Source organism: Saccharothrix algeriensis (assembly GCF_016907655.1).
GTDB classification, from domain to species: Bacteria; Actinomycetota; Actinomycetes; order Mycobacteriales; family Pseudonocardiaceae; genus Actinosynnema; species Actinosynnema algeriense.
The window spans coordinates 6,841,474-6,862,977 of the sequence record NZ_JAFBCL010000001.1; the positions used below are offsets into that span (position 1 = coordinate 6,841,474).

Consider the following 21,504-nt stretch of genomic DNA (forward strand, 5'->3'; position numbering starts at 1 on the left):
GCCGAGCACCCGGACGGGGTTGAACCGATCACCGAACGGCAACCTTCGGAGCACCTCGCCCCTCCCCACGAGCAGGTGACACCCATGATCGTCCCCCTGGACCTGACCGACGACGCCACAGCCGAAGCCGTCCACCACGTCGGCGCCCGCTGCCACGAGGTGGAAGCCGGGCTGATCGGGTCGACCGCCGTCCCCGGCCTGCACGAGACCCTCGATGAAGTGCGCGCCCTGCCGCTGCGCTGGCTCGGCGGCTACGTCGACAACCAGCTGGTGGCGTTCGTCGGGTTCGCCCGCGTCGACGACGTGCTCGACATCGAACGGCTGTGCGTGGCCCCCAGCCACTTCCGGCTCGGCTTCGCCCGCCGCCTGGTCGAGCAGGTGCTGGCCGAGGGCGGCCCGGCGATCGTCTCCACCGGCGCCGACAACGCCCCCGCCATCGCCCTGTACGAAGGGCTGGGGTTCCGGCTGGTGGACACCACTGCGGTGCGGGGCGGGCAGCGCATCGCCCGCTTCGGCCACCCCGGCCTGACCTGACCACCACCAGCGGGACCGGAGCAACGACCCGCCCACCCCACCACGACCGCGGTCCCGGCCACCCGCCACCGGGACCCACCCGCCGAGCACCGCGCCCGCCGCGCGGCGCTCACCCCCCGAGCACCGACAACACCCCGTCACGCCCCAACGCCGCACCCCGCGCCACCTCAGCCTCGAACACCCGCGCCCCCAACACCGCCGCGACCTCCCGCCGCGTGTCCAGCACCTCCGCCTCCACCACCACCCCCGTGCCCCGCAACCCACCCGCCGCGCCCAGCAACAACGCCGCGCACGCCGCATCACCCTCCGCCGCCGCCAACGCCGCCCGCACCTCGGCCACCCGCGCCAGCACCACCCAGTTGCCCCACTCCACCGCCGAACCCAACGCCACCCCCACCAACTCCCGCGCCGCGGCCCGGTCACCCTCGGCCAACGCCACCCACCCCAACGACACCCGGACCACCGCCCGCACCTCCTCCGGCCCGAACCACCCCACCGGGCACACCCGCAGCGCCTCCTCGCACCACCACCGCGCACCCGCCAGATCACCCCGGCACCGGCACACCTCCGCCATGCCCCACCACACCTCGGCCAGCGTCTCCACCGCGCCCTGCGACCGCGCCAACTCCGCCGCCCGCCCCAGATCCGCCCACGCCGAGTCGAACCCGCCCCGCCGGCACTCGCACTCCGCGCGCTGCGCCAACATGCTCGCCGTGTGCTCGGTCGCCCCGAACACCGCCGACAACCCCAACGCCTCGTCCAGGAACGCCACCGCCCCCGCCAGATCCCCCTCCACCCGCGCCAACGCCGCCAACCGCGTCAACGACATCGACGTGCCCCACCGCTCACCCAACGCCCGGAAACCCGCCAACGACTCCTCGTGCGCCACCCGCGCCTCGGCCAACCGGCCCGCGTACTGGTACTGCAACCCCAACCCCAGCCGCGCCAACGCCTGCGACCACGCGTCCGGACCGATCAGATCACCCCGCGCCGCCAACGACGGCGCCGCCACATCCGGCACCCCGTGCACCATGCCCCACAACATCGTCACGAACGGCCGCGTCGGCGGACCCGAAAACCCCTCCGGCGCCGCCCGCCCGGGCGAGACCACCCCCGAACCCGACGAAGACCCCCGCGACGACGCGCTCAACACGCACAACAGGTGCTCCTCGGCCAACCCCGGCGGCGCCACCGGCCCCACCGCCCGCACCACCTCCTCGGCCAACACCGACCCCTCCGTGCGCAACCCCCGCACCCAGAAGTACCAGCCCGACTCCGCGGCCAAGCGCAACGCCAACCCCACATCCGCCCCCGCCGCCCACCGCACCGCCGCCTTCACGTTCCCGTGCTCGGCCGACAACCGCTCCAACCACGACAACTGCTCGGCCCGCAACAAGTGCGGCGACGCCTCCACCACCAACCCCAGCACCCACCGCGCGTGCGCCGCCCGCACCACCTCCTGCTCACCGGCCTCCACCAACCGCTGAGCGCAAAACGCCCGGATCGTGTCCAACATCCGGTACCGACCGCCCGAAACCTCCACCAACGACTTGTCCACCAACGACGGCAACAACTCATCGGTGCCCGCCACCCCGCACACCACCGCCGCCGACTCCAACGTCGCCCCACCGGAGAACACCGTCAACCGCCGCGCCAACACCCGCTCCTGCTCCTCCAGCAGGTCCCAACTCCACTCCACCACCGCGTGCAGCGTCCGATGCCGCGGCGCCGCCGCCCGCGACCCCCGCGACAACAACCGGAACCGGTCACCCAACCGCGCCGCCACCTCCACCACCGGCAACGACCGCACCCGCGCCGCCGCCAACTCGATCGCCAGCGGCATCCCGTCCAACGCCCGGCAGATCTCCACCACCACCGGCCCCGACACCCCGTCCAGCACGAACGACGGATCCACCGCCACCGCCCGATCGGCGAACAACCGCACCGCCGGCGACCCCACGTCCGCCACCCCCAACGGCGGCACCGGCCGCACCACCTCCCCGGTGACCCCCAACGCCTCCCGACTCGTCGCCAACACCCGCAACCCCGGACACGCCGCCAACAGCACACCCGCCAACACCGCCGCATCGGCCACCACGTGCTCGCAGTTGTCCAACACCACCAGCACCGACCGCTCCGCCAACGCCGCCACCAACCGCTGCACCGGCGAAGACACCACCCGCGGCCCGTCCTCCCGCAACCCCAACGCCGTCACCACCGCCTGCGGCACATCCGCACCCGCACCCAACGGCGCCAAGTCCACGAAGAACACATCACCCGGGTCCAGCGACGCCACCTCCACCGCCAACCGCGTCTTGCCCGCCCCACCCGGACCCACCAACGTCACCAACCGCGACGACCCCAACGCCGCCCGCACCGACCGCACCTCCGGCGCACGACCCACGAAACTGGTCAACTGCGCCGGCAGCACGTGCCGCCCCGGCGCCCGCTCACCCCGCACCACCTCCAGGTGCGCCTGCGCCAGCACAGGGGAGGGGTCCGCACCCAACTCCCGCGCCAACACCCGCCGCGTCCGGTCGAACAACCCCAACGCCTCCGCCTGCCGGCCCTCCCGGTGCAGCACCCGCACCAACCGCGCCACCAGCCGCTCCCGCAACGGGTGCGCCGCCACCAACTCCCGCAACACCCCCGTCGGCACCACCCCCTCGTGGTCCTCCACCGCCCGCAGCCGCAACTCCTCCCACCGAGCCGCCACCCCCGCCGCGAACGGCGCGTCACCCACATCCCGCAACGCCGGCCCCCGCCACAGCGCCAACGCCTCACCCGGCAAACCCCGCGCCAACAAATCCTCGAACAACAACGCGTCGACCTGCTCCCGACCCACCACCAACCGGTAACCCGCCGCCGACCGCTCCACCTCCACACCCAACAACGACCGCAACCGCGACACCTGCGACTGCACCGCGTTCGCCACCCCCACCGGCGGCGCCTGCCCGTACACGGCCTCGACCAGCCGATCCACCCCCACCACCCGGCCCGCGTCCACCAGCAACACCGCCAGCAACGCCCGCAACCGCGGCCCACCCACCGGGACCTCGGCCCCATCCGAACGCCGCACCACCATCGGGCCGAGCACACCGAACATCACGAAGCGGGATTGTCCCGCACCCCCGGAACCGACGTGGCCCATCCGGAGCAACCCGCCCCCTCACCACGCCCACGCGCGAGGACCACGTGCGAGGATGACCACCATGCCGACCACGCGAAAGGGCAATGGCGCGTAGACCGCCGGCCCGCGTCCGCGCGGACCACCGCGCCCGCACCGCCCCCACCGAACCGATCCCCACACCCGGCGGCCTCTCACCACGAGGACTGGCACACCTCGTCCGCCTCGAACGCACCCGGCTGTGGCCCGGAGCCGCCGCCGAAGCGCTACAGGCACGACGACGATTCGTCCACGACCCGATGCACCGACTGTGGGACCCCCGACACGGGTGCTCAATCCTGCAGTGCTGCCCCGACCCGGACGAGCTGCGCCACCTCCTGCACCTCATCGCGCACGCACTGCCCGCCAAGGACGCACGAGCCTTCCGCAAACACCTCGCAACCCTCGACGACCAGTGGTGACCAGCCGCTCAGACAGACCACCCCGGCGGCGCCCCACCCCCCGAACCCCGCCCACCCGAACCCCGCCCGCCCGAACGCACCCGCTCCACACTGCGCTCCAACGCCGTCACCAGATCCACCACCTCACCCGGATCCACCACCCCGGGCCCGTCCGGCAACCGCGCACCCGCCGCCTTCGCCTCCACCAACCCCCGCATCGCCTCGGTGTACTCGTCGACGAACCCACCCGGGTCGAACGAGCCCGCCATGCTCTCCACCAACGACAACGCCACCCGCAACTCCTGCGGGCGCAACTCCACCCCCACACCCAGGAAGTCGAACTCCGGCCTGCGCACCTCATCCGGCCACAACATCGTCTGCAACACCAACAGGTCCCCCCGGACCCGCACCACCGCCAACGACTCCCGCTGCCGGATCGCGATCTTCACCACCGCCGACAACCCCGACCGCTCCAACGCCGCCCGCAACAGCACGTACGGCCGCAACGCCCCCCGATCCGGCTCCAGGTAGTACGACCGCTGCAAGCAGATCGGATCCACCTCCGCCGCCGGCACGAACTCCAACACCTCGATCGCGTGACCCGTGCCGACCGGCAACCGCTCCAGATCCGAGTCGTCCACCACCACGACCCGGCCATCGTCCAACTCGTACCCCTTGGCGACCTCCGCGAAGGCCACCTCCGCACCGCACACCTCGCACACCCGCCGGTGCCGGATCCGCCCACCGTCCTCCCGGTGCACCTGGTGGAACCGGAAATCGTGCTCCTCGGCAGCCGCGTACAACCGCACACCGATCACGACCAACCCGAAGGAAATCGCCCCGCGCCACACCGCCTTCATCCCACGCGGATACCCGCCACCAGCGAAAACCCCCACCGCCTCACCCGAAAGAACCACACCCGGGGGACAAGCGCCCACCGGGGCAGCAGCACCCTCACCCCTCCCGCTCCGGCAACCGCGCCAACGACGCGTACGTCCGATTCCCCGCCACCGCCGCCCGCCGCTCCCGAGCCGTCGCCTCGATGTAGTTCTGCGACGTCGACAACGACGCATGACCCAACAACGCCATGATCTCCGACGCCGACGCCCCGTCCTCCGCCAACCGCGTCGCGAACGTGTGCCGCAACGCGTGCAGGTTCGCCCCCGACGGCACCCGGTCGTGCACACCCGCCCACCGGAAGCACGACCGCACCAGGTACTCCAACCCACCCCGCCCGATCGGCTCACCGTGCCGATCCCGCAACAACGCCGAACCCCGGTCGAACCGCGCCCGCGGGAACCTCGCCCGGCACGACACCAGGTACTGCTCGACGATCCGGTCCATCGCCGGCTCGATCGGCACCGACCGGTCCCGATTGCCCTTGCCCGCCACGTGCAACCGCCGCTCACCCGGCCGACCCGCCACCGACGCCAACGTCAACGTCCGCATCTCCGCCGACCGCAACCCCGCCACCAACCCCAACGCGATCACCAGCACATCGCGCTCCGGCCACGGATCACGGGCCTTGCGCGCACCACCGGCCGCCGCCGCCAACAACCGCTCCGGCGTGTCCTCACCCCGCAACGGCTTGGGCACCAGCGGAGGCGTCTTCGGCCGCGCCACCGCACCCATCGGATTGCCCGGCACCAGGTCCTCGGCCACGCAGAACGTCAGGAACTGGTTCCACGTCGACCACGCCCGCAACACCGAGCTCTTCGCGTGCGAATCGGCGAACACCCCGAACGCCACCCGCAGGTTCCCCGCCGTCAGGTGCCCGATCAGCAGCTCGTCCGGGGGAGTGGAGCACACCTCGGCCAGCAGCGCCGTGACACCGGCCAGGTCACGCCGGTAGGCGGCCGTGGTGTGGGGGGAGTCCTTGCGGGGCCGGCGGGCGAGGAAGAACGACTCCTGAGCGGCGAGAACTCGCATTGGATCTTCATACCGCACGCCACCGACAACCCGGGGCGCCCGGCCCGGCCGGGTCGGCGCCGCCGCGGCCCGTGCCGTCCCGGCCGCCGGAGCAATTCAACATCTGATGGATAATGCCGATTATCCATCAGATGTGGCCGTGGAAGGGGACCCGGGCCTCGGGGTGCGCCCGGACGTCCTCACGGGGGATGTCGGCCGTCGAACACCGCCGATCGCCGCTGCGGACTCCGCCCCGGCGACTCGCGCGCCCTTCACCACCCGCCGACTCCCGGCCGGTCACCGCTCGGGCGCGCGAGTCGCCGTGAACGGACGGCGTCGGATCCGGGCGTCCTGGAACGGCCTGACGCCCGGATCGTCGCCGGCGGGTCGCCCGGACGGCGTCCGCGCCGTGCCCCGTCACACCCCCTTGGATACGTCACGTGACGTATCCAAGGGCTGCTCACCCCGCCTACCTGCAACGCCGATAATCGACATTATGTTAAGTAAAGCGTCGCGGGACCTCGGCGCGCCCGGCGCACCGTCGCGCGAGGCACTCCCCTCGACCCTGCGGGCCGACGAGCGCCGCGACGGCGCGCGGTCGTTCAGGGCCGGCGGCCGCGGAAGGTGCGGCGCAGGTCGTCCACCCAGGCGTCGGGGTTCTCCCACGGGATGAAGTGGCCGCCGTGCTCGTGGGCGTTGACGTTGACGTGGTTGAACCAGTCGGCCTGCGGGCCGGTCTCGAACGCCCGGATCCGCTCTTGGGCGGTGTGGATGCCGGGTGGGTTCTCGTAGGTGACGAAGGTGAGGCCGACCGGGGCCTGCACGACCGGGGTGCGGTCGTGGGACGGGGTCCAGGGGTGGCGGTTGGCGTTGGCGTAGTAGCGCATGGAGGTGGCGATGGAGTTGTTCGCCCAGTAGATGGTGGCGTGGGTGAGCAGGTCGTCCTTGGTGAAGACGGTTTCGACGTCGCCGCCGTTGTCGCTCCAGGCGGTCCAGCGCCGCAGCAGCCAGGCGAGCAGTCCGGCGGGCGAGTCGCTGAGGCCGTGGGCCAGGGTGGCGCCGTCGAGGACGTGCGCGGCGAGGTGGGAGGCCCAGCGGTGGTCCTGTTCGATGACGCGGGCGCGGATGTGGGCGGGTTGGTCGTCGGTGAGGGGTCGGTTGCGGGCGAAGTCCCAGGCGCGGGGGCCGGTGAAGAAGTCCAGGGGCAGTCCGGAGCCGATGTGGATGCCGTACAGCTGGTCGGGGTGCTTGTGGCCGAGTTGGCTGGAGACGAGGGCGCCGATGTCGCAGCCCCCGGCGGCGTAGCGGTGGTGTCCCAGGGTGCGGGTCATCAGGGTGTGCCAGAGGTCGGCGACCTTCCAGAAGTTGAGGTCCGGGGAGCCGGTGAGCGGGCCGGGGAAGCCGAAGCCGGGCAGGGAGGGGACGATGACGTCGAAGGCGTCGGCGGGGTCGCCGCCGTGCGCGGCGGGGTCGGCGAGCGGGTCGATGACCTTGGACCAGTGCCAGAAGGTCCACGGCCAGCCGTGGGTGAGGATCAGCGGGATGGGGCGGGGGCCGCGGCCGGGTTTGCGCATGAAGTGCACGGGGGTGCCGGTGACGTCGGCTTGGTAGTGCTCGTAGGTGTTGATGGTGGCTTCGGCTGTGCGCCAGTCGTAGGTGTCGTGCCAGTAGGTGAGCAGTTCGTGCAGGTAGGTGGCGGGGACGCCGTAGGACCAGTCTTCGTTGGCCTCGTCCAGTGGTGGGCGGGTGCGGGCGAGGCGGGCGCGCAGGTCGTCCAGGACGTGGTCGGGCACGTGGATCGGGGTGGGTCGGGGGGTGCGCATGGGTTTCGATGATCGCAGGTGGGCGGCTCCGGTCCGGGCCGCTCCCCTAGCCCGGGTCGTTCCCCTGGCTCGGGGTGCTCCCCTGGTCGTGGGCGCTCCCCTGGTCCGGGGTGCGGAGGTGGTGGTGGATGCGGTCGCGCAGGGGGCGTCGGGCGAGGGCGTGCAGGGCCTGCTCGACGAGGTGGCCGAGGGGGTGGGGTAGTTCGGCGTCGAGTTCGCGGGCGGCGGCGGCGGTGGCGTCCCATTCGGCGTTGACGGTGGGCAGCAGGGTCTTGGTGCGTTCGGTGAGGTGGACGACGCGTTGGCGGGCGTCGGCGCCGGGGTGGAGTTCGACCAGGCCGTCGCGCCGCATCTGGTTGGCGGTCTGGCTCAGGGCGGAGTGGGTGACGCCGATGGTGGTGGCGAGGTCGCGGATGGATTGGGGTCCGCGGGTGTGGACCAGGCGGATGACGGGGGCGTAGCGGGGGCGGAAGCCGGGCAGGCCGAGGTCGGCGTAGACGCGGGCCACGTCGGTTTCGAGTTGGTCGATCAGGTGGCGCAGGCGGGTGCCGAGGAAGTCGGTGGTGGTGTCGTCGTCCACTCCCCTAATGTAACAGCACTGTTGTTTCTGGTCTGCTGTCGAGAGGGGTCGTGGTGCTGTACCCGGAGAGCGCGCCGTTCGAGCACGGGATGCTGGACGTGGGCGAGGGCAACCTCGTGTACTGGGAGGTGTTCGGCAACCCGGAGGGCAAGCCGGTGGTGTGCCTGCACGGTGGTCCGGGGACGGGGTGCTCGCCCCGGATGCACCGGCAGTTCGACCCGGAGGTCTACCGGATCGTGCTGTTCGACCAGCGGGGGTCGGGGCGCAGCCTGCCGCACGCGGCGGATTTCGACACCGACCTGTCGGTGAACACGACGGCGCACCTGGTGCGCGACATCGAGTCGCTGCGCGAGCACCTGGGCGTCGAGCGGTGGATGGTGTTCGGCGGGTCGTGGGGGTGCACGCTGGGGTTGCACTACGCGCAGCTGTTCCCGCACCGGGTGACGGAGATCGTGATGGTGGCGGTGACGTCGGGCCGGTTCGAGGAGATCGAGTGGCTCTACCACGGGTTGGGGCGGTTCTTCCCCGAGCAGTGGCACCGGTTCCGGCAGGGTGCGCCGGAGGGCGCGGTGGACCTGGTGGCGGCCTACGACGCGCTGCTCAACGACCCGGACCCGGCGGTGCGGGAGAAGGCGGCGCGGGACTGGTGCGCCTGGGAGAGCGCGATCGTGACCCTGGACCCGGACCACCGGCCGGGGCCGCGGGAGTCGGACCCGCGGTGGCGGCAGGCGTTCGCGCGGATCACGGCGCACTACTTCCGGCACCGGGCGTGGTTGGCCGACGGGCAGGTGCTGCGGGAGGTGGGGCGGTTGCACGGCATCCCGGCGGTGCTGGTGCACGGCCGGTTGGACCTGCAGGGCCCGTTGGCCACGGCGTGGGAGTTGGACCGGGCGTGGCCGGACGCGGAGCTGTGGGTGGTGCAGGGCGCCTCGCACAGCGCGCAGGACCCGGGGATGGCCGAGGCGGTGCGGGCGGCGACCGACCGGTTCCGCCCGGCGGTGTAGGGCCCGGGGCTCAGGTCAGGCGCCAGACGCGGGTGGTGCGGGTGTCGACGCCTTCCAGGTCCCTGGGCACGGGCACGTGGTGGGTGGCGAGCAGGCGCAGGCCGGTGCGGGGCAGGTGGGCGCGTTGGGGGTCGCCGACGAGCACCAGGGCGCCGCGGGCGTGGGCCCGGCGCAGGAAGGGCAGGACGCGGGCGGTCATGTCGCGGTCGTAGAACACGTCGCCGGCCAGGACGACGTCGGTGTCGGGGTCGGTGTCGAGCAGGTCGGCGACGTGGGTGCGCACGGTGACGTCGTTGGCGCGGGCGTTGAGGTCGGCGGCGGCCGCGGCGAGGGGGTCGACGTCGTTGGCGGTGACGTGGCGGGCGCCGGTCCTGGCGGCGGCGATGGCGACCAGGCCGGAGCCGGTGGCCAGGTCCAGGACGCGGCGGCCGGCGGTGGCGCCGGGGTGGTCGAGCAGGTGGCGGGCCAGGGCTTGGCCGCCCGCCCAGGGGAAGGCCCAGAACGGCGGTTCGGCGTGGCCGGTGGCCTGCCACAGGGCGGTGATGTCGGTGGCGGTGCGCAGCACGACCTCCGGCACGAGCGGCACGGGTTGGGGCGTGGTGTGCCGGTGGACGAAGTCGCGCTGCGGGTCGGGTCGTCCCGGGTCGGGCTGCTCGGGGCGGTGCGCCACCGGTCAGGCCGCGCCCGCGCGGTGGTCGGGCGCGGTGTCGCCGTCGGGGTGGGCCAGGTCGCGGCACAGGGCGTCGAGGGAGAGGCCGACGGCGGCGGCGAGGGCGGCGACGGTGAAGAACGCGGGCGTGGGGATGCGCCCGCGCTCGATCTTGCGCAGCGTTTCCACCGAGATGCCGGCGGCGGTGGCGACCTGGGTCATGCTGCGCTCGCCGCGGGCCAGGCGCAGGGCTTCGCCGAGGCGCTCGCCGCGGGCGTGGTCGGAGGGGGTGAGGGGTTGTCGCACCATGCTGTGATAGTAATACCGGTATAACTATCACGGTTGGAGTCTGTGGTGATCGAGTTGAAATCCCCCGGTGAGCTGGCCGCCATGCGCGCGGCGGGCCTGGTCGTGGCCGACGCGCTGGCCGCGGTCCGCGACCGGGCGCGGGTCGGGGTGTCGCTGCTGGAGCTGGACGAGGTCGCCGCCGCGGTCATCCGCGCCGCCGGGGCGGGCTCGTCGTTCCTGCACTACCGCCCGTCCTTCGCCCCCACCCCGTTCCCCGGCCACATCTGCGCCTCGGTCAACGACGTGATCGTGCACGGCATCCCGTCGGCCTACCGGCTGCGCGAGGGCGACCTGGTCAGCATCGACTGCGGCGCGCACCTGGACGGCTGGCACGGCGACGCGGCGGTCAGCTTCGTCGTCGGCCGCGCCGACCCGGCCGACGACGCCCTGGTCCGCACCGCCGAGCGCGCCCTGGCCGCGGGCATCGCCGCGGCCGTGCCGGGCAACCGGATGGGCGATGTCTCCGCGGCCGTCGGGCGCGTCGGGCGGGCCGCCGGGTACGGCATCCCCGCCGACTTCGGCGGCCACGGCATCGGCCGCGCCATGCACGAGGCCCCCGGCGTGCCCAACGAGGGCCGCCCCGGCCGCGGCCTGACCCTGCGGGCGGGCATGGCGCTGGCGATCGAGCCGATGTTCCACGCCGGGGGCCGCGACGCCTACCGCGAGGCCGACGACGGGTGGGCCCTGCACACCGTCGACGGCAGCCGGGCCGCCCACGTCGAGCACTCCGTGGCCATCACCGAGGACGGGCCCCTGGTCCTCACCGCGCCCCGGTAGCGGGCCGCCCCGGGGGCGGCGCGCCACCCCGCCGCCGTCCGGGCGGGCCCGCCCGGACGGCGGCGGCGGGGTGGCGGACCGGGCGCGGGGGCCGCCGCTCCCCCGGCCCGGACTACTGCCCGCCCGCCACCCGCAGCACGGCCCCGGTGGTGAACGACGCCTCGTCGCCGAGCAGCCACGCGATCGCCGCGGCGATCTCCTCCGGCTGCCCCGCCCGCCCCAGCGGGATGCGCGGGGCCACCCGCTGCGGCCGGTCGGGCACGCCGGACAGCTCGTGGATGGCCGTGTGCACGGTGCCCGCCGCCACCGCGTTGACCCGGATGCCGCGCGGCCCCAGCTCCTTGGCCAGCCCGACGGTCATCGCGTCCACCGCGGCCTTGCTCGCCGCGTAGTGCACGTACTCCCCCGGCGCGCCCAGCGTCGCCGCCGCCGAGGACACCGACACGATCGCCCCGCCCTCGACCAGCTCGCGCGCCGCCCGCCGCGCGCACAGCAGCGCGCCCAGCACGTTGACCTCCACCACCCGCCGCAGGTCCGGCACCCGCGTGTCGGCCAGCGGGCCGACCGGGCTGGTGATCCCGGCGTTGATCACCACCCCGGTGACCTGCCCCAGCCCGGCCGCCGCCGCGAACAGCCCGTCCACGTCGGCCTCTGCGGAGACCTCCGCCCGCACCGCCAGGCCCCCGACCTCCTCGGCCAGCTCCCGGGCCTCCCGCTCCGCGGCCCGGTAGCCGATCACCACCCGGTGCCCGCGCGCCGCCAGCGCGCGCACCGTCGCCGCGCCGATGCCCCGGCTGCCGCCGGTCACCACGGTCAGCTGTCCGGCCACGCCGCCACCCCCGTCCCGCCCGGCGCCACCCGGCGCCGCTCCCGTGATCGCCACACGCCGCAACCTACGTCCCGCCCGCCGCGCCCGGACACCGACACCCGGAAAAAGCCCCGCCGCGGCGGCAGCCCCCGCTGCTCGCGCGGACACGACAGGCGCCACACCCCGGTCTCGCCCCGATCGGCCCGCCGCCGGCCCGGACCGCCGACCCCGGCGACCGGCTCACCCGGCCTGGACGCGGCCGTCGTCCTCCCACCGCCCGGTCGGCACCGCCGCGCGGAACAGGCCCAGCCCCACCGCGTGCGGGTCGTCCAGGCCCACCTCGCGCACCGCGTCGGCCGGCAGCGCCAGCAGCGACACCGCCACCCCCAGGAAGCAGGCGTCCAGCAGGCCCGCGTCGCGCGCCGACGAGGGCAGCCCCGCCGCCCGGTGCAGCCGCGCGCCCGCCTCGGCGTTGGACACCACCACCCGCCCCAGCGCCTCGCGCAGCGCCGGGCGCCGCACCGCCTCCAGGTACAGCTCCACCATCGCCAGCAGCTGCGTCGGGTCCTCGGCCACCGCCCGGCGCAGCAGCGCCGGGTACAGCTGCGCGACCTGCTCCGGCGAGATGTCCTGCGGCGTCGTCGCCGACAACCGCGCCACCGCCTCGGCGTGCGACTGCGCCATCCGGCCCGCCGCCGCCTGCAGCAGCGCCTCTCGCGTCGGGAAGTAGTTCTTCGTCGTGCCCTGCGGCACCCCCGCCGCCCGGTCCACCGCGCGGTGCGTCAGCCCCCGGCCGCCCTCGGCGGCCAGCACGGAGATGACGGTGTCGCACAGCAGCTCACGGCGGGTGGTCACGGGGAGGGGACCCTATCCGACGCCGGTCCGCCGCCCGCCGTCGCCACCACCCGGTCCCCCTCCAGCACCAGCCACAGCCCGCACACGCACCGCACGTAGCAGACCCGGCCGTGCCGGGAGGCCGGGTAGGCGTGCTCGGAGGAAGGCCAACCGCAGGAAGGGCACCCGATCGTCACGCCACCCAGCGTGGTGTCATGGTTCAGTGCATTTCAACCCTTACGGGGGCGCCGCCGCCCAGCTCGCCGCCGCCCTGGTCAACGCAGACCCGCGCGGCACCGCCGAGGACCTGCTGGACCTGCTGCGCGAGCACGGCTACAAACCCCTGGGCGCCCTGTCCGCCGGCCAGGCCCGCGACCTGACCGCCTGGGCGCGCCGCCTCGAACCGGTCTTCGCCGGCGAAACCGACCGCGTGGCGCACCTCAACGCCCTGCTCGCCGAGACCGCCGCCAGGCCCTACATCTCCACCCACGACGACCGGCCGCCCCACCTGCACTTCGCCCCCACCGCCGCGCCCACCCCCGACCGCGTGCGCGCCTTCACCGCCGCGGGCCTGGCCCACGTCGTGTGCGAGGCCCCCGACCGCCTCGGCCGCTGCGCCCGCCCCGGCTGCGCCACCGTCTACGTCGACACCTCCCGCAACGGCCGCCGCCGCTACTGCACCACCCGCTGCGCCAACCGCGTCCAGGTCGCCCGCCACCGGGCGCGCTGAACCCGGGCCGGCCACGGCCCCGGCGCAGCACCCTCAGCGCAGCACCCTCAGCGCAGCACCCGGCGGCCGAAGCGCACCCCGTCGAACTCCGCCGCCTCGCCGATCAGCGCCGACCCCACGTCGGTCCACCCCCGGAACCACGACCCGGAGAACACCGCGTCCCGGTGGAACACCACCTCGCCGAACAGCGCCCGCCCACCGAAGAACACCCCCTCGAACCGCGCCGGGCCGCCGAACTCCGCCCGCCGCAGGTCCGCCCGCCCCGACACCTTCGCCCCCCGCGCCGAGACCTCCTCCGCCACCTGCGCCCCCGACAGCACCAGGTTCCCGGTGAACACCGCCAGCTCCGCCGACAGCGACCGCGCGAACAGGGCGTCGGTGAACACCGCGTGCCGCAGGAACCGGGCCCCGTCGAACACCGCCTCGCCGGTCACCGTCACCGCCGCGAACCGCGCGTCGCCCACGAACACCGCCCCGGTGAAGTCCGCCCGGCCCACCCGGCACCCCGACAGGTCGAAGTCCACCAGGATCGCGCCGGCCGCGCGCACGTCCATCCCCGGCCAGAACTGCTCACCCGGCCGCAGGTGCGACACCAGCTCCCGCTGCACCGCGGTGCGCCACGGCGTGTCCAGCCCCCGGCTCACCCCGCCCCGCAACGCCGCCAGCCACGTGTCCACCACGTCCTGGCGCCGCCGCGGCGAGTCCCGGCCGATGCGCGCCAGCAGCAGCAACCCCTCCCGCTCACCGGCGCGGAACCTCCGGTTCGCCTCCCGCCACACCGACACCGGCGACGGCGCCCCGCCACCGGTGCGGCGGCGGGCGTGCTCGTCCAGCAGCGTCTCCGCCCGGGACCTCCGGTGGTGGCGCACCGCCACCGCGACCACCACCAGCGCCACCGCCAGCCACATCACCCACGTCGGCATGACACCGATCATGCCCTGCCCCGGGCGCCCCGCAGGCGCGGTCGCCCCCACCGCTTCCCAACGGACGCCGCCGCCCGCCGCCACGTGGAGCATCACGGGCCGCCGCTCCCCCTGCGCCGAGGCCGGGGACCGCGCCACCGCCGCCGCGCGAGCCGGCCACACCCGGCCGGGCGTGTTCTAGGGTGCGCCCATGGACCTGACCGACGCGTGCTTCGCCGGCGCCGCCCGGCAAGCCGAACTGCTGCGCGCGGGCGAGCTGAGCGCCCGCGACCTGGTCGCCGAGTGCCTGCGCCGCGTCGACCGGCACGACCGGCAGCTCAACGCGTTCCGGCTGGTGTTCGCCGAGCGGGCGCTGCGCGAAGCCGACCGGGCCGACGAGCGGCTGCGCCGCGGCGAGCACGCGCCCCTGCTCGGCGTGCCGATCGCGGTCAAGGAGGACCTCGCCCTGCGCGGCCTGCCCACCACCAACGGCACCGCCGCCACCGACCGGCCCGCCGACGCCGACGCGCCCGCCGTGCGCCTGCTGCGCGAGGCCGGCGCGATCGTCCTGGGCCGCACCCGGATGCCCGAACTGGGGCTGTGGCCCCACACCGAGAGCACCTGGGCCGGCCCCACCCGCAACCCGTGGTCGCCGCGGCACACCGCCGGCGGGTCCAGCGGCGGGTCCGCCGCCGCCGTCGCGGCGGGCCTGGTCGGCGCGGCGCTGGGCACCGACGGCGCCGGCTCGGTGCGCATCCCCGCCGCCTGCACCGGCCTGGTGGGCCTCAAGCCCCACCGCGGCCACGTCCCGCTCGACCACCCCGCCTGGACCGGCCTGGTCGTCGCCGGGCCGCTCACCCGCCACGTCCGCGACGCCGCCCTGCTGCTCGACGTCCTGACCGCCGACCACCGGCACGGCGCCGCCGCCGCCACCGACCCGCCGCGGCTGCGCGTCGCGGTGTCCCTGCGCACCTGGGGGCCCGGCATCGCCGTGGCCGGCGAGGTGCGCGACGCCGTGCTCGACACCGCCGGCCTGCTCGCCGACCTCGGCCACGACGTCACCCGCACCGACACCGACCTGCACGACCTCACCGGGCCCGCCGCGTTCGCCGCCCGCTACCTGCACAGCGCCGCCACCACCGCCGCGCCGCTGGAGCACCCCGACCGGCTCGACCGGCTCACCCGCCGCGTCGCCGCCCTGGGCCGCGCCCTGCCCCGCAACGCCGTGCGCGCCGCCCTGGCCCACGCCGAAGCCCTCACCGAACGCGTCGACCGCCTCTTCGGCGAGCACGACCTGCTGCTGACCCCCGTGCTCACCCGCCCGCCGCTGCGCGTGGGCCAGTGGCGCGGCCGGGGCGCCGTGCCCACCCTGCTGGCCGCCGCCCGCCTGACCACCTTCCTGCCGGTGTGGAACATCACCGGCAACCCCGCCGCCGCCGTCCCCGCCGGCCACACCCGCGACGGCCTGCCCCTGGCCGTGCAGCTGGTCGGCGGCTCCCACCGCGACGACACCGTCCTGGCCGCCGCCGGCCAGCTCGAACGCGCCCGCCCCTGGGCCGAGCGCCGCCCACCGCTGCGCTAGGGGCGCCCCCGGGTCACAGACCGCGGTCGGCCAGGCGCCCCACCAGCTCCGGCACCCCGTCCTGCGGCGTCGAGCCCGGCGACAACCGCGACCGCACCCGGCCGGCCGACCACCCCAGCCGCAGGCACTCGTCCACCGCCAAGTCCACCAGCCGCCCCGCCGCGCCCCGGCCACCGGTCGCCCGCAACCCCCGACCCACCCACCTCAACGCCTCCACCGTGCGCCCGGCGTCCCGCAGCACCGTGGCCACCTGCAGGTAGTGCCACCCCGACGACAGGTCCCGGGTCAGCACCAGCACCTGCAGGTCCAGGTCGCCGGTGTGCTCGGCCAGCTCCTCCATCACCCGCAGCAGCGCCCACCGCTCCCGGTCGTAGCGGCCGGTCCGCCCGAACCCGACCACCGGCAGCCGCGAGAACCGCGCCACCGCCTCCTGCCGGTAGCGGGCCAGGCCCAGCTCGCCCAGCGCCGCCGCGTACGGGGCCAGCCGCACCTCCGGCGGCTCGGCGAACCCGGTCTGCACGTGCAGCAGCCAGTCCGCCAACCGCGCCGGCGGCGGCGGGTCGCCGGCGCACGCCACCGCGTGCAGGTCCAGCACCCGCTCCACCAACTCCGCCAGGGCCGCCCGCCGCCGCGGCTGCACGCCCACCGCCGCCACCAGCAGCTCCACGACCTCCTCGGCCACCTGCCGCGCCGGGCCGGCCGACACCAGCGCCGACAGCTCCGCCACCGCCGAGGTCAGCCCGTCCCACCGCCGCGCCCACGGCACGTCACAGCGATTCAGCCAGAATTTCACTCGAACGGGTAGCGGATGCACCGGCACATCCAACCGCAACCCCACCGCGCCCGCGATGCTCCACCCCGGCGACCACCGACCCGGCCCGAACCCCGCCCCGGACCCGCCCCGGGCCCGGCGCGAACACCGGGGCCCGGACGCGGCGAGGGGCGGCCGACCCGGATCCGGTCGACCGCCCCTCGCCCACGAGAACCCGACCGCTACCCCTCCGCCGGGCGCGGCGCCTGCCCGGTGGCGTCACCGGTGTCGGCCACGCCCCCCGGCGCGGGCGCCGCGCCGGTCAGCTGCGCGCGGCCCGCCGACTCCGCCAGCGACGGCCGCGGCGTGTCCAGCGGACCGGGCACCTCCTTGCGGGCCACCGCCTCGGCCGCCCGCACCGCCTCGGCCACCGCCGGGTCGGGCGCGGTGTCGAACCAGTCCGCCACCGACGCGTCGTCCTCCTCCGGCGTGGAGGTGCGCGGCTCGTCGGCCGGCGGCTCGTACCGGAACACCCCGTCCTCGCCCGGCGCGCCCAGCATCCGCGCGAACCCCTCCAGCGCCTTGCCGTAGTCCGAGGGCACCAGCCACACCTTGTTCGCGTCGCCCTGCGCCATCTGCGGCAGCGTCTGCAGGTACTGGTAGGCCAGCACCTCCGGCGTCGGCTTGCCCGCCTTGATCGCCGCGAACACCTTCTCGATCGCCTTGGCCTGGCCCTGGGCCTGCAGGTAGCGGGCCGCCCGCTCGCCCTGCGCCCGCAGGATCCGCGACTGCCGCTCCGCCTCCGCCGCCAGGATCGCCGCCTGCTTCGCGCCCTCCGCCGCCAGGATCTGCCCCTGCTTCTGGCCCTCGGCGGTCTTGATCGCCGACTCCCGCTGGCCCTCGGCGTTGAGGATCATCGCGCGCTTCTCCCGGTCGGCGCGCATCTGCTTCTCCATCGAGTCCTGGATCGACGGCGGCGGGTCGATCGCCTTGAGCTCCACCCGCGCCACCCGGATGCCCCACCGGCCGGTCGCCTCGTCCAGCACGCCCCGCAACTGGCTGTTGATCTGGTCGCGGGAGGTCAGCGTCTCCTCCAGGCTCATCCCGCCCACCAGGTTGCGCAGCGTCGTGGTCGCCAGCTGCTCCACGCCCACGATGTAGTTGGAGATCTCGTAGACCGCCGCGCGCGGGTCGGTGACCTGGAAGTACACCACCGTGTCGATCGACACCGTCAGGTTGTCCTGGGTGATCACCGGCTGCGGCGGGAACGACACCACCTGCTCGCGCAGGTCTATCCGCGCCCGCACCCGGTCGAAGAACGGCACCAGGATGTTCAGCCCCGGCGCCGCGGTCGTGCGGTAGCGGCCCAGCCGCTCGATCACCGCGGCCGTCGCCTGCGGGATCACCAGCACCGACTTGACCGTGACGATCAGCACGAACAGCACCAGCACCGCGACGACGATCAGCGTGGTGGTCACCACTCACGTCCCTTCACACCATCAGGACCCGGACAGCACCACGGCGGTCGCGCCCGAGATCTCCACGACTGTCACTTCCTCGCCCGGCTCGATGACCCGCTGGTCCACCGACCGCGCCGACCACACCTCGCCGCCGATGCGCACCCGCCCGCCGCGGCCGTCGACCGTGGACACCACGACCGCCGTCGCGCCCGGCAGCGCGTCCACGCCCGACCGGTGCTCCAGCCCGGCGCCCAGCCGCCGCTTCAACGCCGGCCGCGCGCCCACCACCAGCCCCAACGACAGCACCGCGAACACCGCCGCGCCCAGCACCGCGTCCGCGCCCAGGGCCGACGCCCCGGCCGCGCCCAGCGCCGCCAACCCCAGCATGACCAGCACGAAATCGCCGGACAGCACCTCGGCCGCCACCAGGACGACACCGAGGATCAACCAGATCACCGCGGCCACGCGCCCATCCTCGCACCGATGCGGACCCGGCGGGTCCCGTTCAGGGCAGCTCGGCCCCGGTGACGAAGTCGATCAGCCGCTCCACCGCCCCGATCAGCGGCGTCTCCAGGTCCCGGAACCCGGCCACGCCGGCCAGCACCCGCCGCCACCCCTCGGGCGGCTCGCCCCAGCCCAGCGCCGCGCACACCCCTTCCTTCCACGGCGTCCCGCGCGGCACCACCGGCCACGCCGCGATGCCCACCGACGCCGGCCGCACCGCCTGCCAGATGTCCACGTACGGGTGGCCGGTGACCAGGACGTGCTCGTCGCGCACCGCCTCCACCAGCCGCGACTCCTTGCTGCCCGGCACCAGGTGGTCCACCAGCACCCCCAGCCGGCGACCCGGCCCGGTGCCGAACCCGGCGACGCGGTCGGCCAGCTCGTCCACCCCGTCCAGCGGCTCCACCACCACGCCCTCCACCCGCAGGTCGTGGCCCCACACCCGCTCCACCAGCTCGGCGTCGTGGCGGCCCTCCACCCAGATCCGGCTGTCGCGGGCCGTGCGCGCCCGCAGCCCCCGCACCCGCACCGAACCCGACGCCGAGCGCTCCGGACCGCGCGCCGGGGCCGCCGGGCGCACCAGCGTCACCGGCCTGCCCTCCACCAGGAACCCCGCCGGGCGCAGCGGGAACAGCCGCTGCCGGCCGTGCCGGTCCTCCAGCACCACCCGCCCCGACTCCCACCGCACCACCGCGCCGCAGAAACCCGACACCGGGTCCTCGGCCACCAGCCCCGGCTCCGCCGCCACCTCCGGCGCCGCGCGCCGCGCGCGCCCCGACAACACGTCCCGGCCGTAGTCCTGTGATCGCACGACCGGACGCTAACCGCTCGCCCGGTCGGATGACCCGCAGGCACGCCGGGGGCGGCCGCGGCTCACGAGTCCAACCGCAGGATGAACTCCTCCACCTGCTCGCCGCGGCCCTCGGCGAAGCCCACGTCCTCGCCCACCGCCACGAACCCGCACTTGGCCAGCACCCGCAGCGAGCCCACGTTGTCCACCGCCGCCCGCGCGTACAGCGGGCGCAGCGGGTCCAGCTCCAGGTAGGTCTGCAGCGCCGCCGTGGCCAGCCCCAGGCCCCAGAACGGCCGGTCGATCCAGTACGACACCTCCGGCTCCCCGAACTGCCGCAACCGCAGCACGTGCCCCACCACCCGGCCCTCGAACTCCACCGTGCGGGCCGCCACCCCGTCGTCGGCCAGGATCCGGGCCCAGCGCACCAGGTGCGCCGCCCGGTCGGTCGGGTCGGCCGGGCCGAACGCGGCCATGCGCGCGGCCTGCGGGTCGAGCTGGTGCTCGAAGAACACCAGGACGTCGGCCGCGGTCACCTCGCGGAGTCGGACAGGGCTCACGCGGCCGATTAGACCACCGTCAGAACGCCGGCCACGGGATTGCCGGCCACTCGTTCGAGGGTTCGGGGTGCACACCGGCCGCCAGCAGCTTGTCCGCCCGCTCCGCCAGGGCGCGCACCTCCGCGCGCGTCAGGTGCCCGTGCAGCCGCTCGCCCAGCCCGCCGTCGACCTGCGCGCGCACCCGCCGCAGCGCCTCCACCGCCTCCTCGGGCAGCCGCTCGCCCAGCCAGCCCCACAGCACCGTGCGCAGCTTGTCCTCCGCGTGCAGGCAGATCCCGTGGTCCACCCCGTACACCGCGCCGTCGGCGGCGTGCAGCACGTGACCGCCCTTGCGGTCGGCGTTGTTGACCACCGCGTCGAACGCCGCCATCAGCCGCACCCGCGGGTGGTCGGCGTGCGCCAGCACCGCCGGCTCGCCGCGGCGGTCGTGCGCCCGCAGCACCGTGCGCCAGCCCTCCGGGACCCCGTCCGCCGGCACGACGTCGACCAGGTCGTCGTCCTCGCGGGTGTCCACCCACAGCTGCACCATGCCCGGCCCGAACGGGCCCGGCCGCAGCACCGTCGGCGGCACCAGCCCGAACCCGGCCGCCTCCGACACCAGGTAGGCGGCCACCTCGCGGCCGGCCAGCGTGCCGTCGGGGAAGTCCCACAGCGGGCGCTCGCCGCGCACCGGCTTGTACACGCACTGCGCGGTCACCCCGTCCAGGCCGATCCCGCACAGCAGCGTCGCGTTGGACGCGTCGACCAGCCGGCCCTCGACCTCGATGCGACCGCGCCGCAGTAAGTCCAGCACGCCCTCGTCGCCGGGTCCCACCCCCGGGTCAGCCCTCGTCCGAGCGCCGGTAGCCGTTCTGCCGCGGGCAGACGTGCCCCTCCGGGTCCAGCGGCTCCGAGCACAGCGGGCACGGCCTGCGGCCGGCCCGCACCACCCGGTCGGCGCGCTCGGCGAACGCCCGCGCCTCCGCCGGGCTCAGGAACACCCGCACCGCGTCGGGGCCCTCCTCGGTGTCGTCGAGGACCACGGCCTCGTCGACCTCCTCCTCGGTGATCGCCAGCAGCTCGACGACCACCGCGCGGGACTCCGCGTCCCAGCCCAGCCCCATCGTGCCGACCTTGAACTCCTCCTCCACCGGCACTTCCAGCGGCTCGGTGTCGCGCAGGTCGTCGGGCACCTCCTCGGGGACTTCCGCCCCGAATCGCCGGTGCACCTCCTCCAGCAGCGAGCCGATGCGCTCGGCGAGGACGGCGACCTGCTGCTTCTCCAGCGCCACGCTCACCAGCCGCGCCTCCTCGGAGGCTTGGAGGTAGAACGTGCGCTCGCCGGGTTGCCCGACGGTGCCGGCGACGAACCGGTCGGGCTGGCGGAATACGTGGATGACGCGTGCCATGACAC

At 75.0% G+C, this 21,504-nt stretch carries 23 protein-coding genes; 5 read left to right on the forward strand and 18 right to left on the reverse strand.

Features of this window, described 5'->3' with window-relative positions:
* The first annotated feature begins 84 nt into the window (after nt 1-84).
* The gene (locus JOE68_RS30475; RefSeq protein ID WP_204845807.1) at nt 85-534 is read left to right on the forward strand and encodes a GNAT family N-acetyltransferase; all 450 of its coding nucleotides are present in this window, start codon (nt 85-87) and stop codon (nt 532-534) included.
* Between the two features lie 109 nt (nt 535-643).
* On the opposite strand, the gene JOE68_RS32060 is transcribed toward JOE68_RS30475, so the two are convergent.
* The 5 genes from JOE68_RS32060 to JOE68_RS30500 all read right to left on the reverse strand — a co-directional run bounded on the left by JOE68_RS32060 (nt 644) and on the right by JOE68_RS30500 (nt 8,412).
* Nucleotides 644-3,640 carry an AfsR/SARP family transcriptional regulator gene (locus JOE68_RS32060; RefSeq protein WP_275585004.1) on the reverse strand — a complete coding sequence of 999 codons (2,997 nt, stop codon included), beginning with the start codon at nt 3,638-3,640 and terminating at the stop codon, nt 644-646.
* Nucleotides 3,641-4,130: 490 nt separating this feature from the next.
* A complete protein-coding gene (gene ku, locus JOE68_RS30485) occupies nt 4,131-4,961 on the reverse strand; it encodes a non-homologous end joining protein Ku (RefSeq protein ID WP_204845809.1) in 831 nt (276 codons plus the stop codon).
* 94 nt (nt 4,962-5,055) lie between these two features.
* Nucleotides 5,056-6,048, reverse strand: coding sequence for a tyrosine-type recombinase/integrase (locus tag JOE68_RS30490; protein WP_204845810.1), 993 nt, complete (start codon nt 6,046-6,048; stop codon nt 5,056-5,058).
* Between the two features lie 563 nt (nt 6,049-6,611).
* Complete coding sequence (locus tag JOE68_RS30495) at nt 6,612-7,832, reverse strand: epoxide hydrolase family protein (RefSeq protein ID WP_204845811.1); 1,221 nt, start codon at nt 7,830-7,832, stop codon at nt 6,612-6,614.
* A 46-nt stretch (nt 7,833-7,878) separates the two neighbouring features.
* The gene (locus JOE68_RS30500) at nt 7,879-8,412 is read right to left on the reverse strand and encodes a MarR family winged helix-turn-helix transcriptional regulator (protein WP_307820002.1); all 534 of its coding nucleotides are present in this window, start codon (nt 8,410-8,412) and stop codon (nt 7,879-7,881) included.
* 56 nt (nt 8,413-8,468) lie between these two features.
* On the opposite strand from JOE68_RS30500, the gene pip reads away from it, so the two are divergent.
* Entirely contained in the window at nt 8,469-9,416 is a 948-nt protein-coding gene (pip, locus tag JOE68_RS30505) for a prolyl aminopeptidase (RefSeq protein ID WP_275585005.1), read from the forward strand.
* A 10-nt stretch (nt 9,417-9,426) separates the two neighbouring features.
* On the opposite strand, the gene JOE68_RS30510 is transcribed toward pip, so the two are convergent.
* A complete protein-coding gene (locus JOE68_RS30510; RefSeq protein ID WP_307820005.1) occupies nt 9,427-10,086 on the reverse strand; it encodes a class I SAM-dependent methyltransferase in 660 nt (219 codons plus the stop codon).
* A 3-nt stretch (nt 10,087-10,089) separates the two neighbouring features.
* Nucleotides 10,090-10,374 (reverse strand): helix-turn-helix transcriptional regulator, encoded by a 285-nt coding sequence (locus tag JOE68_RS30515; RefSeq protein WP_204845812.1) that lies wholly within the window; start codon nt 10,372-10,374, stop codon nt 10,090-10,092.
* A gap of 45 nt (nt 10,375-10,419) precedes the next feature.
* Here JOE68_RS30515 and map point away from each other — a divergent pair, with 45 nt between their 5' ends.
* The gene (gene map / locus JOE68_RS30520) at nt 10,420-11,190 is read left to right on the forward strand and encodes a type I methionyl aminopeptidase (protein WP_204845813.1); all 771 of its coding nucleotides are present in this window, start codon (nt 10,420-10,422) and stop codon (nt 11,188-11,190) included.
* 112 nt (nt 11,191-11,302) lie between these two features.
* On the opposite strand, the gene JOE68_RS30525 is transcribed toward map, so the two are convergent.
* The 3 genes from JOE68_RS30525 to JOE68_RS30535 form a co-directional block, all read right to left on the reverse strand.
* Nucleotides 11,303-12,019 (reverse strand): SDR family oxidoreductase, encoded by a 717-nt coding sequence (locus JOE68_RS30525; RefSeq protein WP_204845814.1) that lies wholly within the window; start codon nt 12,017-12,019, stop codon nt 11,303-11,305.
* 219 nt (nt 12,020-12,238) lie between these two features.
* A complete protein-coding gene (locus JOE68_RS30530; protein ID WP_204845815.1) occupies nt 12,239-12,853 on the reverse strand; it encodes a TetR/AcrR family transcriptional regulator in 615 nt (204 codons plus the stop codon).
* Entirely contained in the window at nt 12,850-13,029 is a 180-nt protein-coding gene (locus JOE68_RS30535; protein WP_204845816.1) for a hypothetical protein, read from the reverse strand. The genes JOE68_RS30530 and JOE68_RS30535 overlap by 4 nt, the downstream gene beginning before the upstream one ends.
* 26 nt (nt 13,030-13,055) lie before the next feature.
* Here JOE68_RS30535 and JOE68_RS30540 point away from each other — a divergent pair, with 26 nt between their 5' ends.
* On the forward strand, nt 13,056-13,562 hold the full coding sequence (locus JOE68_RS30540) for a CGNR zinc finger domain-containing protein (protein ID WP_204845817.1): 507 nt from the start codon (nt 13,056-13,058) through the stop codon (nt 13,560-13,562).
* 47 nt (nt 13,563-13,609) lie between these two features.
* On the opposite strand, the gene JOE68_RS30545 is transcribed toward JOE68_RS30540, so the two are convergent.
* The gene (locus tag JOE68_RS30545) at nt 13,610-14,485 is read right to left on the reverse strand and encodes a pentapeptide repeat-containing protein (protein WP_204845818.1); all 876 of its coding nucleotides are present in this window, start codon (nt 14,483-14,485) and stop codon (nt 13,610-13,612) included.
* A 190-nt stretch (nt 14,486-14,675) separates the two neighbouring features.
* Between JOE68_RS30545 and JOE68_RS30550 the strand changes: the two genes are divergently transcribed.
* Entirely contained in the window at nt 14,676-16,046 is a 1,371-nt protein-coding gene (locus tag JOE68_RS30550; RefSeq protein WP_204845819.1) for an amidase family protein, read from the forward strand.
* Between the two features lie 13 nt (nt 16,047-16,059).
* Here the strand turns inward: JOE68_RS30550 and JOE68_RS30555 are convergent, their stop codons facing one another.
* From JOE68_RS30555 to JOE68_RS30585, 7 genes are all read right to left on the reverse strand, one after another.
* Nucleotides 16,060-16,812: a hypothetical protein gene (locus JOE68_RS30555; protein ID WP_204845820.1), complete on the reverse strand. Its 753-nt coding sequence runs from the start codon at nt 16,810-16,812 to the stop codon at nt 16,060-16,062.
* A 227-nt stretch (nt 16,813-17,039) separates the two neighbouring features.
* On the reverse strand, nt 17,040-18,278 hold the full coding sequence (locus tag JOE68_RS30560; RefSeq protein WP_307820009.1) for an SPFH domain-containing protein: 1,239 nt from the start codon (nt 18,276-18,278) through the stop codon (nt 17,040-17,042).
* A gap of 18 nt (nt 18,279-18,296) precedes the next feature.
* Entirely contained in the window at nt 18,297-18,722 is a 426-nt protein-coding gene (locus JOE68_RS30565) for an NfeD family protein (RefSeq protein WP_307820010.1), read from the reverse strand.
* 40 nt (nt 18,723-18,762) lie between these two features.
* Nucleotides 18,763-19,572, reverse strand: coding sequence for a DUF3097 domain-containing protein (locus JOE68_RS30570; RefSeq protein WP_204845822.1), 810 nt, complete (start codon nt 19,570-19,572; stop codon nt 18,763-18,765).
* Between the two features lie 62 nt (nt 19,573-19,634).
* Nucleotides 19,635-20,111, reverse strand: a complete 477-nt coding sequence (locus JOE68_RS30575; RefSeq protein ID WP_204845823.1) for a GNAT family N-acetyltransferase — start codon at nt 20,109-20,111, stop codon at nt 19,635-19,637.
* Nucleotides 20,112-20,130: 19 nt separating this feature from the next.
* A complete protein-coding gene (locus JOE68_RS30580; protein ID WP_204845824.1) occupies nt 20,131-20,925 on the reverse strand; it encodes an SCO1664 family protein in 795 nt (264 codons plus the stop codon).
* A gap of 7 nt (nt 20,926-20,932) precedes the next feature.
* Nucleotides 20,933-21,499: a DUF3090 domain-containing protein gene (locus tag JOE68_RS30585; RefSeq protein WP_204845825.1), complete on the reverse strand. Its 567-nt coding sequence runs from the start codon at nt 21,497-21,499 to the stop codon at nt 20,933-20,935.
* Nucleotides 21,500-21,504: the final 5 nt, after the last annotated feature.